Source organism: Bradyrhizobium sp. UFLA05-108, assembly GCF_059803455.1.
The window spans coordinates 1-13269 of the sequence record NZ_JBANAZ010000019.1 but is presented as its reverse complement, the minus strand read 5'-3'; the positions used below and the strand labels follow the sequence as shown (position 1 = coordinate 13269).

The following is a 13269-nucleotide window of genomic DNA, read 5'->3' as shown; positions in this document are numbered from 1 at the left end:
GAGAATGTAGTCCTGGCGGCCGTCGCCATTGACATCCCGAACGGTGACGAACCATGACGAACCCCGTGTTGAGAGACAGCGCGCCGGTGCAGTCTTCTTCGCGTCCGCGATCGCGCTTTGCACCGGTTCAGGGTAGGGCGGGCCGGATTGCGCGTGCGCGGAGGCCGAGCAAAGTGGCAGCCGTTATCCGGAAGAAGTTCTTCATAAAGAGAGCAGCTCCATCGTTGAAGAAGCCGTTTCCGAACGGGATTGTAGGGAGGAGCGAACTCATCGCGCGACGATGCAGGAACGAAGACGCGCGCTATGCGCCGCCTTCGTCATCATCCTTCGATGAGCCGTCCTTATCCTCCTTATCCTTCTTATCGTCCTTGTCGTCCTTCTTGCCTTTGCCGCCGCGCACCAGTTTGAAGATGCCGCCCACAACCGAGCAGATCAGAATGGGGATGGCCATGAGAATGGCAACGCCGCCGGGGGTCACCGGCGCATGACGGTGACTGCGACGAAGCCGAGCAATGCGCCCGCCGCGCCGGCGAGTCCGATCCCTTTGAAAAAATCCAGCATCGCTTACGGCTTGCTCTTGTAAATGTTGAGCAATTTCGTTCCCCATTTGTCGGACCAAAGCCGGGCACGCAGCGTGAGCTTCTCCAGATTCCAAGTCGGGTCCCACAAGCTCGGATCGTTCTGAATATCGAGCGCCCATTGCGCGAAAATCTGCTTGGCCTGCTCATTGACGATGACGTCGGACAGGTCCGCGACGAGGACCAGCGCGTCCGGCCGGCCTTTTACGGAGCCCGGGGACCAGGCCAGCAGGAAGGGACCCTGGCCGTCCAGGGCGGCCCCGTTTTGCTTTGCATCCTTGATGGCCTCCTGCGCGAGCACCACGCCGTAGTGCGCTACGGCGTCGGCGCACACTTTCTGCCGCGCCTCCGCATTGATCTTGTCAGCCCATTGGGATTTTTCGAGCGGCCAGACCGTGACCATCTGCCTCTGCGGCGGAGCCTTCACGTCCTTGTAGTAAGGCAGGCTGGACACGTACGCATCGCAAATCATGTCGTACCGGTCCTTGTCGGCTCCCGTGGGACCAGTCTTGAACGCCACAATGCCGTAAGCCTTGAACTGGCTCGGCGGATATTGTCCGGGACCGGCGGTCATGCGCGTCGGCAGAACGGCGTCGGAATTGACCGACGACTGCGATGTGCTCTGCAGGTCGCCCGGCAAGCCGGGGAGCTTGAATGCTGAACCGCCTATCGCTCCCAGGACCAAAACGAAACCGACTATCGCTTCGATGCCGAAAGGGAGAGCCTGCGTGACAGCGCTGGTTTCCTTCCCGGATCTCATCATCGCAAATGCAGCGGCGCCGGCCGCAACAACCAGAATTCCCATCGCCGCCAACCCGACCTCAGCGATCATTCCGTCCCTCGCCAGATGCTGGTGCGTTTGACTTGCGGTTCTCGGTGACGGCTTCCTGCTGCTGTACTTGACGTTCGCGTGCCGGGCTTCGCCGGCCGGGCCATACTCGGCTTCGCCTCCCCGAGCCTTTGAAAAAGTCTCGGCCATCCGGTGACTGTCCCTCACGCAGGGGCTTGGGACGGCTTTCAGCCGGCTCTGTCTGGAAAAATTCTGGGCTTGACGCCCCTGCCGTCAAGGACCAAGCGCAAACGTGAAAACCGGAAAACCGGGTAGTCGCCCGGTAAGAGGCCGGGCTCCAGGCCGCACCACTTTTCCGCTTTCAGTCCCTGGCTGCATTCCCGCCGCTCTGGCTGGCAGGGGTGCATGTGCAACCCTTTTTCACAATCAAGGAAGAAGGCCCATGAAGACAGACGTCTATGAGCGCGTGACAGCGCAGATCGTGGCAGCGCCGGGGCAGGGGATAAGCCCTGGAACGCGGAGCATGCAGCGGGACGCCTCACGCGGTCGTTGCGCGGCAACTTCGTTCCCTATCAGGGCATTAACGTGCTGATGCTGCGGGGCGCGGCGGCGGAGAAGGGCTACGCCGCGCCGATCTGGATGACGTTCAGACAAGCGCTTGAGCTTGGCGGTGCGGTGCGGAAGGGCGCGCGCGGCAGTCTCGTGATTTACGCATAAGATCACCCGCAGCGAGACCAATGCCGAGACGGGCGAAGAGTGCGAGCGGGATATTCCGTTCCTCAAAAGCTACACCGTGTTCAACGCCGAGTAGATGATGGCCTGCCGCCGCATTTCTCGACGCCTGCCGCGCCGTGCCTCGATTCCATCCAGCGCATCGGGCCATGGCGAAAGGTTTTTGCAGACACCGGCGCACGCATCCGGCGCGGCGGCAATCAGGCTTACTACACGATGGCGTCCGATTTCGTGCAGATGCTGCAATTCGAGACGTCAAGCTGCGGTAGCAAGTGACAGCCTCTTTAAGGAAGGCGATGGCGCTCTCCTTTTTCTGATCGGGCCGGATCTGAGAGAAGGCCAGGCGCGATGCATCGTCGATCGACACGTGGAGGGACTCGTGGCTGGCGCTGCGGCTTTCGCGCTTCTGGCGATCGTGTGTGATGCGATGGACGGGCCTGACGAATCTGCCGAGCTTTTTGATATCGATATGGATGAGCTCGCAGGGCTGCTCGCGCTCGTACTGGCGCACCGGCTCGGCAGGCTCCAGATCGCGTATCCGGCTTAACCCAAGCGGCGAAGGATACGGCTGACGGTGGCCGGTGACACCAGCGTCCGTGGCTGAATTCCGCGCGTGGCTTCTAACTCTTTGGAAGGCCTGCTATAATTGCGCCAAATCCGCCGCCGTTCACGGACGTTCGCAGCAATCCGCAGCAATCCGTGTTCAATGGTGGGGCGGACATGGCCAAAAGGCAGTTGCACAAGCTCTCCGCTCGGAAAGCGGAGACCATCGTTGAGCCCGGGCGGCACGGTGACGGGGGCGGGCTTTACCTCGCGATCGAGACGGGCGCGCACGCGCGGCGCCAATGGATTTTCCTGTACCGTGTGCGCGGTACGAGTAAGCGCCGAGAGAGGGGGCTGGGTCCCGCTAAGGGCAAAGGCAAGGACGGCATTTCGCTCGCCGACGCCCGGCTCAAGGCTGCGGATGCACGCAAGAGGCTGGCCGAAGGCAAGGACCTAGTAGCGGAGCGGCACTCCGAAATGCTGGCGGCCATGGAGTTCGGAAAATTCGCGGACGACTTCCTGGCATCTATCAAGGCTGGTTTCAAAGGCAAGAACACACTCGCCGACTGGACGCGCGACTTGAAGCTGCGATGCAAGCCCATCCGTGGCACCGAGCCCGCCAGCATCACGGTGAATGATGTGCTTGGGATCTTGTCGCCCATCTGGATGACGATCAATCGCACGGCCCGGGAAACGCGAAGCCGGATTGAGCGCGTACTTGATGCCGCAGAGGCGAGGGGACTTCGGTCCGGGAAGAATCCCGCGATGTGGAAGACCTTGTAGCCGCTCTTACCGAAGTCGAAGCGGTCAAAGCGCCACCACAAGGCCGCTCCCTACAAAGATGTCCCCGGCGTCGTCCAGGCGCTGCATGCCAAGCACGAAGCGGCCGATACAATGGTCAACCTCGCCGCCGAATACATCATCCTGACGGCGGTGCGGACCGGCGAGGCCCGCCTGATGCGCGTGCGCGAGCTGGACTTCGCGGAGCGGCTTTGGACCATTCCGTCGGAGCGAATGAAGACAGAAGATCATCCCGAAGGCAGAGATTTCGAGGTGCCACTCTGCGAGCGCGCAATTGAGATCTTGAAAGGCGTCATCCCAAAAGACGCGGCAAGCGATGTCTACGTCTTCGCCGGCCAGTGGTCAAAGGACCACACCAAACCGCTCGGCATGAATGCCGTGCTCCACGCGCTGAAGGCAGTTTATCCGGCGATGACTACGCATGGATGTCGGTCCAGCTTCAGGGACTGGGCGGGTGATGAAACACGTTTTGAACGCGAAATTGCGGAAATGGCATTGGCGCACAAGGTAGGTTGATGAAACGGAGCACGCCTACCGGCGTGGTAACGCGCTGAGAAAGCGGCGACAGCTCATGGATGCTTGGGCTCGATATCTTGCGAGCGGTTCTAATGTGATCCGACTCCCCCGTCGGGAATCGGCATAGCTTCCGGTGCGGTTCGCCGCTATTGCTGCACTTCGCATTGATGATCGTTGGCGCAATGTGCAGCCGCGCATGAATCCTAACGGATGCCGGTGACCGGGAGGGTAACGGCGGCAAAGTGCTAGAACGCTCTGCAGCTGCACTCCCGAAAACGCATTCCATAGGTTACCGGCGATCGTCGACACCTGCGGCTTGAGGCGGCTGCATCGCACCTGATGGGGCCCTGCCTCGGTGGCGCAGTATGCTACGACGTTAAACGTGACAAGGTGATAGGATCGCCAGCTACGAAGGGTGGCGACTGCACGGAACGCCTCGAGCATTTCCATACTCGCTTTCCCGATCCTATGAAGGCCGCAACGATCACGATACTACGGACCCTGCGGCGTCGCATGCGGTCCACCCCGGGTGGGAAAGCACCTCTCCGTCGTAGTGTCGCGTCAAATCCGTAATGACGTTTCCGACGAGACCTTCACTTCTCACTTCCTGGTCCGCGGGATCTACGACTACGGAGCAACGCCTGGTCCGACTGCCCTTCCTCTCACCGTGTTCGGGAAAAAAGGCAATGCCTTCCCGTTAGTCTTGGCCACCGCTCTCTCCGAAAACAAGGCGATAGACCTGTCCGGGTCCTGGCGGTCACGCAGAATGGTCTCGATCAACGACCGGATTCCACGGACGAATGCATTTCGGCTCACGAGAAGAATTTGATCGATAAGGGCCGCCGCGATTTCGCGGTCCGCTTCCGCACTGAAGTTCGCCAGCCAGTCTTGGCCGAACGGCGTCTCCGATAACCTGCTCACAGTCGCTTCGCTCCGGCCTCTGAGCCAGCTTATGAGCCGGCTCGACGACAAACCAACCATGCTCCAATCTTGTCGGGTGGACAATGGTGGCGGGCGCTAACCGTTTGAATCTGTGCGACGGAAACGCTCCGTCATCGCCATAGTCCGGTGCAACTAACGGCTGAGTGTTGCTTAGGTACAACAGACGGCTCTCCTTAAGCGTGCAATCATAAAGCTAGGGACGATTGGGGGCGAGCCGTGTCATGCATGTTTTCAAGAAGCAAGTTCTTGCAATTGTTGCTCTAGGGGCCTTTGGGAGTGGGTGTGCAATCATGCCGGATCTCCCAGTAGATTGGGCAATGCCACAACGAGAAATAGTGCTCCACTCAGCGTGTGAAGTTCAGTCTGCGCTTCGAACCATCGCTCTAGGCCATCCACCAAAGAAGGTTTTCGACCCTGATGGTTGGACAGTAAAAATCACACTGAATCCAAAAGTTGACGCGGACATCCAGCCCGGCGTTGGACTAACGCGACGACAGCCGGCCAGCGCGACGGCATCGCGTTTCGTCAGCTGGGTGGTTGGTGGCGGAAATGGTGCAACGCTAGAAATGCGCGGCGAACGAACGGGGAGTCTGGATTTCGATCTCGACTCGTCGGATCTGGTACGTGACGATCTCGGTTGCGAGCATGAGCCATTCTCGTTGCATTCGCTGACGAAAACAATCGGAATTGAAGGTTGGCTCGTTCGTTCTGTAGATGCTGCAGTTCTTAGCCACTCAAAGCTTGATAAGCCAAGTTTTTCGTCGGAAGTCGTTATGAAGTTCAACGGTAGCGCGAGCTATACCTACAATTTTCCGACCGCAACCGACTTAGTCACCATGGGTGGCTTCTATCAGCTGGACGAAATTCTCAACGTGAATCTCGTTGCGAAGACACCAACGGTACGGATATCCGCGGTCACGCTCCCCTCGAATGGCAAGGCTTTCGTCGCGAGCCAAGGGTCTCCGGCACCGTCGTTGACGTTCAGCACTCAGCAGACAAATGCAAGCTTGCAACAAATCCTACAAGCGATTCAGAACAGCAAGCTCAACAGCCAATGATTCAAACATCCGAGGAATTCGAGCTATGGCCGACGTAACCAGCGCCTTCACGACGACTTTGCTTGTTCTTTACTTCGTTGCCCCCGCGAAAACAGTTCACTTGAATGGAACTACCAAGGCAAAGGATGCCTTCGAGCAGACTCAACTATGGACGTTACAGTCAACCAGTCAGATCACGACGGACAATCCGAACGAATGCGTCGCCGATGGGCTCTTGCTACGCCAAAAGTTTGCGCCTGTTAGCACCATGACGGCGCGCCTCTACTGTTTGTGTTCGGAGCAGGCGGTAAAGTCAAAGAAGTTTCCCGTCTGCGATAAAGCAAATCAGGACCATGTCGCCCGTTTTGCTCGCTCGGGGTTAGGCACACCACCCTCTGCAGTTATCGAGATAGGACCAGATACGAGGTTGCCAGCTTCCCAGTAATGCGCCGCAGTTGTCAGAAACTGCTTAGAGGCCATGCGCCATAGCTCGACTCCTCCCAACGTCGCCGCGGACGAACGCTCGAAAGGCACGTTGAGGATTTCGGGTGCGAATCGAACGGAAGATTTCAGCGACCGAAAAGGGCTCGCGTCCAGAAACTGATCTGCCAGCAAGCGAATAACCGACTCGCCCGCATACAGCATCCCCATAGTGCGCATTCAGGAGCTGCTAGAATCATTGTTTCGTTTTTTGAGCATTATCCTCGTGACGTAAACCGGGTTCGCGCGGTGTTCGAAAAGCTTCTCATGGATTAAAGGACCCTCTCCCGACTGATGATAGAATGATTCTTCTATCATCAGTTTTCTCAAAGCCATGACAGGCCAACGCGTATTTCGGGGGCAGGCATGTACTGCTGCTACGAACTTGTCACAATCCAGCGTTCTGTCGCCCTTAAATAACGGGTTAGGAGGCCAACATAGGGCTCGGAAAGCAAGCCAAGACATTGAGCGAGGGCCAGACCGAGGCGATGCTCGCGTTTTACTCCAAGACAAGTACCCTGAACGAAACCGGCTGATCTTTCCACTGTCGGTCAAAGCCGGCCTAAGGGCGAAGAAATCGCGCGCTTCACTTGGTGGATGATCAATGACTCCTACCGGCGAGATAGGACAAGCGCTCTGTCTCAAGGACTCGGCTAGCAAGGGCAAGTCTGGCCGGATGATCCCGCTCAACGCCGAGGTTAGGTCAGCACTGATCGAGCACAGAAAGAAAGTGATGCACTTCGCGGGACCTCACGTCATCAGCACGGAACGCGGGTTGTCCACTTCGCCTCGAGCCCATCGTGAACAGTCTCAGAGATGGTACCGGCATTTGGGATTCGTCGGGTGCTGAAGTCATAGCGGGGCGCAGGACTTTCATCACAAGAGCCGCTCAGAAGATATCGACTATTGGAGGTTCACTCAGGGATGTGCAAGTGTTGGCTGACCACACAAAGCTGCGAGCCACTCAGCGGTATACCGAACAGGACCTAGACGCCCAGCGTAAAGTTGTTCAGCAAATTTAATGCCCACTTGAGGGCCGAGTGGAGGGCGTTTCGATGAACCCCCGGATCGCCGATTTAGGACCCCTCGAAGGAGAGCCATCGAGTTACTAAGCGTGCGCGGTCCAAACCGGCGATGTCGCGGACGTGTCTCGACCGACGGCCGTCGTTTAGGACAGGAGCCAGCTCAGGTATCCACCGGCGAGCGGTTCCCGGATTCGACTCTGCACAGCGAATCATCCGACCTTTCAACCCTGTGTCGGAAAAGGCCACCCTGGCGGAGGTGGCCTTCCGTCCCCGCAAGACAGCTTAGGGGCCGTTAGCGAGCATTGACGATAACCAACGACGGCCAATGAGTCCAGATTCGTCAGCAGTCAATAGTGGCCGCAACGATGGGAATGCTCATGGTGCGCGCCAAATTACGTGCATTACAAAACTGCATAACCACCAGCATAGCGTCGGGGAATTCAAGCCGTTGGCGGAGTGGTTGGCGAGACTCTGAAGAAACCGCAATCGCGAACGTGAAGCGGGATTCTCGATCCTACTTTGTCAGCGAACACGGAAGTCGGTTTGGGTCAAAGTCGCGAACATGACGGCAGCGACTACTTGAAGACCGAGACTGATCACTTCCCTACGGACAATCTGCTCAGTCTGCCGGAGTGCAGATAGCGACTTAACGTGTAGTGCGCCCGCCGGCAGTTCTCCTGCGAGCGCACGCTTGCACCGACACCTTCCAGCTAGGCATCGTGCTGATTCGGTAGCGTTAACGGACATCGCTCCTTCGTGAACCGCCGATGCTGTATGACCTCTTAACAGAATGTTGACCGCACCAAACCTCATTCGCCGGCGAATGCAGAGTTCATTCCCAAACGCTCTCGGCAACCCGTCGGAGTTGGCGATCGACGCGGTATTTTAGTCTGTGTCGTCACAAATCGCCTCTGTAAGTACAGATATTCGTCTGACGCCGATATGAGTTTCTTCGAGCTGGCATCGTTTCTGGTGAACAGTGCCTATTCCCGATCAGCGTGTTCGATTTTAGAGCGCAAAGTTTTGTCGCGTCTGGCGAAATCTCTTTGGGCGAAACCATGGATTGGTAGGAGACCGCTGCCCGCCGCATGGGATATCCGTTCCGAGCTGGGTCAGTTCCCAAGGTATCGATCGTGGCACCTGTACGCCAGAGAAGGGCCTATGGAATCAACCAACACGCGAAAAATCGTAGCGAGTGGATTGACTCCAGCTCAACTCAAAATGTAATATCGCATTCAACTCTTTTAGCCGAAATCAGTCCTTATTGAATTCCGGTCCTTCATTTTGTGGGGGCAGCTATGTTGCGCGCATTGACCGTCGTGTTCCTATGCTGCGTGAACCAAGTCGCGTTCGGCCAGCAGCCTCTTCAAGAGTTTCGCAAGTCTGGCGGCGCGTCAGTCCAAGAATTCGACAAGCTGAAGGACATCCTCAAGGGGGTGCCGATGCAGGATGCGCTGAAGAGCGCAACGAATATCACTCTCTTTTTGGATCCTCGGATAGTCGGCGGCACTCCCGCCGACATAAAGGACTCGCCTTGGCAAGTGGCCCTGATATTCGGGAAATATAAGGATCCGTTTCGGGCGCAGTTCTGTGGTGGTAGCATCGTCAATGACACATGGGTCATCACCGCAGCGCATTGCGTGGTCAATGATTCTATCAGCCGCGTTGCGGCCAATGTCGACGTAGTGGCCAACACCACCTTCTACAACACGGGTGGAGAAAGGATCGCGGTTTCAGAAATTCGCGTGCACGAAAAGTACGATCCGAAATCCCAAGACTACGATATCGCGCTTCTAAAGCTTGCAACCCACGCATCGAAGCTCGCCGCAGTGGGGTTGCCCGGCGCGGGGAGTGCCTTGCCCACAGGAACCAACCTCCTAGTTACCGGGTGGGGCGCTATTAGGGAGGGCAGCCCCGGTACTGCATACCTCATAAGTGCGAATATTCCAGTTGTGTCGAACCAAACCTGCAACGAGCCCGCAAGTTACAATGGCGCAGTGACTGACAACATGATCTGTGCCGGGCTTAGAGACGGGGGTCTCGACTCCTGTCAGGGCGATAGCGGTGGTCCGGCAGTCGCCACCACCGGTACAATCAATCTCCTAGTCGGCATCGTGAGCTTTGGCGACGGCTGTGCACGCAAATACAAATACGGGGTGTACACCAACGTCGGTGCCATGCGGTCTTGGATTGATCAGCAAATGTAGCTGCAACCTGAGGGGAGGCTTCCCTTGGTTTCGTTTGCCAACGACATCAAACCGAAGTTTCGCGCTCAAGACATCGCTTGCATGAACCGGCAGGGGATTCCGATTGCCGACTATAGTTATATGTCGGATTCAGCTGGAGATGCTCTCTATGCGGATCGCGCAAACGCGCGTCATGTACTCGGAAGACTGTCCGGAACAGAGACGCCACGCATGCCGCTCAATGGGCCATATTGGGGCGAAGAGGATCTGAAGACATTGAGCGACTGGATTGAGGAGGGAGCGTTGCCATGATGAAAAGATATGTCGGTGTTGCGGCATGCGTAACGGCGTTGCTCTCGGGATCGGCTTTTGCGCAGAAAATAGTCGAACCTGGAGGCGATGCCGTTGGTGCCCAAATGGCGCAATTCCAACCAGATGAGTTTGCTTGGCGACTTTTCCTCTTCATGAACCATCCGGCGAAACCCGGAATAGCCGGCGTTGCCGACGATACAAAAAAACTTGGCGAAGATGCCGCCGCCGTTGTCTGGGAAACGTGGGCTTTGGAGTCCGGATCGAAGCGTAACGATGCGGTGTCTCACAGCGAAGTCTATAAAGCGGACGGCTCAAAGCCTGATGCTTGGGACAATCTGCCCCGATCGGCGCGTACGTTGACACTTGATGCTAACCTTGAGCGTGAGAACGTACTTGCCAAGACAACGCGGTTCATCCCGAAGTTCGACATAAAATCTCCTGACAATCAGGAAGTTCGTTCCAACAAGGAAATGTTTGAATTCATCGTCACGAAAGGCCTCTATAACCTAGATGGCTTGGAGAAGATTTACAACGAGGCTGTCGCAAAGAACGACCGATTGTCCATTCAGTTTCCTCAAGGCTCTAAGGAGATAAAGGCGCAGTGGAATCCTATACCGGAGGACCAGAAGAGTAGGTATCTTTGGCGAAATGCGGTTGGGCCTGATGGGAGGATCCACGCCTATGGGCTGGTGTCTTTGCACATCATCACCAAAGATCTGACGAACTGGTTTTGGGCGGATTTCGGGCACGTGGATTGTGAGACACAAGCGGGCGCTTGTAACAATCAATGGCTCTTGAGCGTTTTTGGCCCCAATAGGTTTGTTGAGCAGGAACCGGCGCTTACGAAGCTTAGGGACACTACAACAACCAGCACCGGTGGTATGCGGACAGAAGCGCAGGGCACGTTCTGGCAGAACTATCGGCTCAGAGGCACCCAGACGAACTTCATCAGCCCAATCGGCGAAGCCAATATTTTGTCGAACCCTGTCATCGAGAACGGATTTCAGCAAAGCTCCTGCATGACGTGTCATGCGCGTGCTTCAGTTGGGAAGACGGCCATCGTCGGAGGGAAACCCGCGGACACTCCAACGACGTTGAGCCCAGGAGACCCCGAAATCGGTATCCCAAACGAGGGTCTTTTTGGTGCCGCGCCCGGCCAAAGCGGAAGCATTGACTTCCTGCAGACCGATTTCATCTGGTCGGCTCCGTTCAGAGTTCATCGCTGCACGGTAGTCGGTGGCTGCGGAAACTAGCGTAGATGCGGACCATCTTCTGCATCACAGAGGCATTCCAAGCCAATTTCCTGACGTCCTCGTCCTTACTCCCGTAGAGCACGACGATGGTAGTCGAACAGGTGCTTCTCATGACCTCCTATGAGGTCCATCGTAAGCGGCGTTTCTCCCGCGGCAACATGCAAGCCATCATATACAGTTAGGTTCGCATATATGGTTGACGATATGGTTGACGCTCCTGAGCCGCGGGGCCGGGTGGATATCCAGGTCGGGGTGGGGCATCGGCGGCGGTGGAGCGACGCGGTCAAGGGGCGGATCGTGGCGGAGTCGTATGCGTCGGGCGCTGTTGCGTCCGAGGTGGCGCGCCGGCACGACATCTCGCCGCAACACCTGTTCGCGTGGCGCAAGGCGGCGCGTGCCGGTCTGCTGAGCTTACCGGCGGAGGATGCCCCATTCTTCGTACCGGTGGTGTCGGAGCTGCACCCCACTGCTACGGGCGCGGAAGCGGCAATACGGAACTCGATGACGATCAGTATCGAGATTGGCGGTGCGGTGGTGCGTGCAGCGGTCGGGGTCGACCCAGTCTGGCTGCGCGATGTGCTGCGGGCGGTGAGGGCGACCACATGATTTCGGCTTCAGCGGGCCTGAAGATCATGGTCGCGACGAGGCCGGTCGACTTCCGTAGAGGTGCCGACGGTCTCGCTGCTTTGGTGCGCGCACAACTCCACCACGATCCGTTCGCAGGGACAATTTTCGTCTTTCGTTCAAAGCGGGCGGACCGTTTGAAGATTTTGGCCTGGGACGGGTCCGGGCTCGTACAGCTGTGGAAGCGACTGGAGCATAGCGCGTTCCGCTGGCCGCCGATCAGCGATGGCGTGATGCGTTTGTCCGCATCACAGCTCGCCGCGCTAATGGACGGCCTTGACTGGTCGCGCCTGCATGCCCGCGACAGTGCTTCGCCGATTGCAACGTCGTGAACCCTGTGGCCAATTGAATCACGTCGGCCACAATATTCCACAACGGTCCGCGAATCAGCTTGAGTACCGGGAGTGAGCGAGACCACGGATCAGCTTCCGACCGACATCGAGGTGCTGCAGGCGCTGGTTGCCGCGGCACGCGCGGAGCGCGACGCGGCGATCGCAAAGTGCGACGCTGCGATCGCGGAGCGCGACCATGCGATGTCGCAAATGGATCGCCTTCAGCATCTCTTGTGCCAGCTGCAACGCGCGCAGTTCGGTCGGCGCTCGGAGAAGCTCGATCCTGAGCAATTGCAGCTGGCGATCGAGGACATCGAGCAGGCCATTGCTAGCGACGAGGCGGCCCAGGACAGGAAGGACACGGCAGGCGCACACCAGCGTGCCGACAAGCGTCGCGCCAGCCGTGGTTCGCTTCCGGCCCATCTGCCGCATATCGACGTCACGATTGTCCCGGAGGTGACCTGCTGTCCGTGCTGCCGCGCGCCTCTGCATGTAATCGGTGAGGAGACCTCACGGCGGCTCGACGTCGTCCCGGCGCAGTTCCGCGTGATCGTCACTCATCGCCCCAAATATGCCTGCCGGGCCTGCACGGATGGCGTGGTTCAGGCGCCGGCACCAGAGCGGCTGATCAAGGGCGGCTTGCCGACCGAGGCGATGGTCGCCCATGTGCTGGTCGCCAAATATGCCTGGCACCTGCCGCTGTATCGGCAGGCCCAGATGCTGCTGGCGCAGGGTATCGACATCAAGCGCTCGGTTCTGGCGTTCTGGGTCGGCTATGCAGCCGCGGAGCTTCGTCCGCTCTGGCTCAGGCTGCGCGAGAGCATTCTGACCGCGGGCAAGATCGCGGTCGACGAGACCACAGCGCCGGTGCTCGACCCCGGCCGCGGCCGCACCAAGAAGGGCTTCTTCTGGGCGATCGCGCGCGACGATCGGCCGTGGGGCGGGGTCGACCCGCCCGCAGTGGCCTACACTTATGCGCCTGGTCGCGGCGCCGTCCACGCGCTCAAGCTGCTCGACGGTTATCGTGGCGTCGTGCAATGCGACGGCTACACCGTCTACAAAACCGTTGCCGACACCGCGCCTGACGCGGCGATCACGCTCGCTTTCTGCTGGGCTCA

14 protein-coding genes and 1 pseudogene are annotated in these 13269 nt (G+C 58.2%); 12 read left to right on the top strand and 3 right to left on the bottom strand.

What is annotated here, in order from left to right:
- Window positions 1-301 precede the first annotated feature (301 nt).
- Both SO140_RS16000 and SO140_RS15995 read right to left on the bottom strand, forming a co-directional pair.
- Complete coding sequence (locus SO140_RS16000) at window positions 302-607, bottom strand: hypothetical protein (protein WP_498542785.1); 306 nt, start codon at window positions 605-607, stop codon at window positions 302-304.
- Window positions 565-1410 carry a hypothetical protein gene (locus SO140_RS15995; RefSeq protein ID WP_498542784.1) on the bottom strand — a complete coding sequence of 282 codons (846 nt, stop codon included), beginning with the start codon at window positions 1408-1410 and terminating at the stop codon, window positions 565-567. Before SO140_RS15995 ends, SO140_RS16000 begins: the two co-directional genes overlap by 43 nt.
- A gap of 507 nt (window positions 1411-1917) precedes the next feature.
- Here SO140_RS15995 and SO140_RS15990 point away from each other — a divergent pair.
- Window positions 1918-2085 carry an ArdC-like ssDNA-binding domain-containing protein gene (locus SO140_RS15990; RefSeq protein WP_498542783.1) on the top strand — a complete coding sequence of 56 codons (168 nt, stop codon included), beginning with the start codon at window positions 1918-1920 and terminating at the stop codon, window positions 2083-2085.
- Window positions 2086-2356: 271 nt separating this feature from the next.
- Here SO140_RS15990 and SO140_RS15985 read toward each other — a convergent pair.
- Window positions 2357-2688 (bottom strand): annotated as a pseudogene (locus SO140_RS15985) (IS481 family transposase); the annotation flags it as partial.
- Window positions 2689-2820: 132 nt separating this feature from the next.
- On the opposite strand from SO140_RS15985, the gene SO140_RS15980 reads away from it, so the two are divergent.
- From SO140_RS15980 to tnpC, 11 genes are all read left to right on the top strand, one after another.
- Window positions 2821-3426 (top strand): Arm DNA-binding domain-containing protein, encoded by a 606-nt coding sequence (locus SO140_RS15980; RefSeq protein ID WP_498542782.1) that lies wholly within the window; start codon window positions 2821-2823, stop codon window positions 3424-3426.
- Window positions 3427-3507: 81 nt separating this feature from the next.
- Window positions 3508-3960, top strand: a complete 453-nt coding sequence (locus SO140_RS15975; RefSeq protein WP_498542817.1) for a tyrosine-type recombinase/integrase — start codon at window positions 3508-3510, stop codon at window positions 3958-3960.
- A gap of 1163 nt (window positions 3961-5123) precedes the next feature.
- Window positions 5124-5960 carry a hypothetical protein gene (locus tag SO140_RS15970; RefSeq protein WP_498542781.1) on the top strand — a complete coding sequence of 279 codons (837 nt, stop codon included), beginning with the start codon at window positions 5124-5126 and terminating at the stop codon, window positions 5958-5960.
- 25 nt (window positions 5961-5985) lie between these two features.
- Window positions 5986-6384 (top strand): hypothetical protein, encoded by a 399-nt coding sequence (locus SO140_RS15965; protein WP_498542780.1) that lies wholly within the window; start codon window positions 5986-5988, stop codon window positions 6382-6384.
- A 1579-nt stretch (window positions 6385-7963) separates the two neighbouring features.
- Window positions 7964-8086, top strand: coding sequence for a DUF3892 domain-containing protein (locus SO140_RS15960; protein WP_498542779.1), 123 nt, complete (start codon window positions 7964-7966; stop codon window positions 8084-8086).
- A 656-nt stretch (window positions 8087-8742) separates the two neighbouring features.
- A complete protein-coding gene (locus tag SO140_RS15955) occupies window positions 8743-9651 on the top strand; it encodes a serine protease (protein ID WP_498542778.1) in 909 nt (302 codons plus the stop codon).
- A 24-nt stretch (window positions 9652-9675) separates the two neighbouring features.
- Window positions 9676-9942: a hypothetical protein gene (locus tag SO140_RS15950; RefSeq protein WP_498542777.1), complete on the top strand. Its 267-nt coding sequence runs from the start codon at window positions 9676-9678 to the stop codon at window positions 9940-9942.
- Window positions 9939-11195: a hypothetical protein gene (locus SO140_RS15945; RefSeq protein ID WP_498542776.1), complete on the top strand. Its 1257-nt coding sequence runs from the start codon at window positions 9939-9941 to the stop codon at window positions 11193-11195. Before SO140_RS15950 ends, SO140_RS15945 begins: the two co-directional genes overlap by 4 nt.
- 297 nt (window positions 11196-11492) lie before the next feature.
- Window positions 11493-11801, top strand: a complete 309-nt coding sequence (locus SO140_RS15940; RefSeq protein WP_498542775.1) for a transposase — start codon at window positions 11493-11495, stop codon at window positions 11799-11801.
- Entirely contained in the window at window positions 11798-12151 is a 354-nt protein-coding gene (gene tnpB / locus SO140_RS15935) for an IS66 family insertion sequence element accessory protein TnpB (protein ID WP_498542774.1), read from the top strand. The genes SO140_RS15940 and tnpB overlap by 4 nt, the downstream gene beginning before the upstream one ends.
- A 72-nt stretch (window positions 12152-12223) precedes the next feature.
- Window positions 12224-13269 (top strand): IS66 family transposase (gene tnpC / locus SO140_RS15930; RefSeq protein ID WP_498542773.1); only part of this gene is annotated, 1046 nt, incomplete at its 3' end.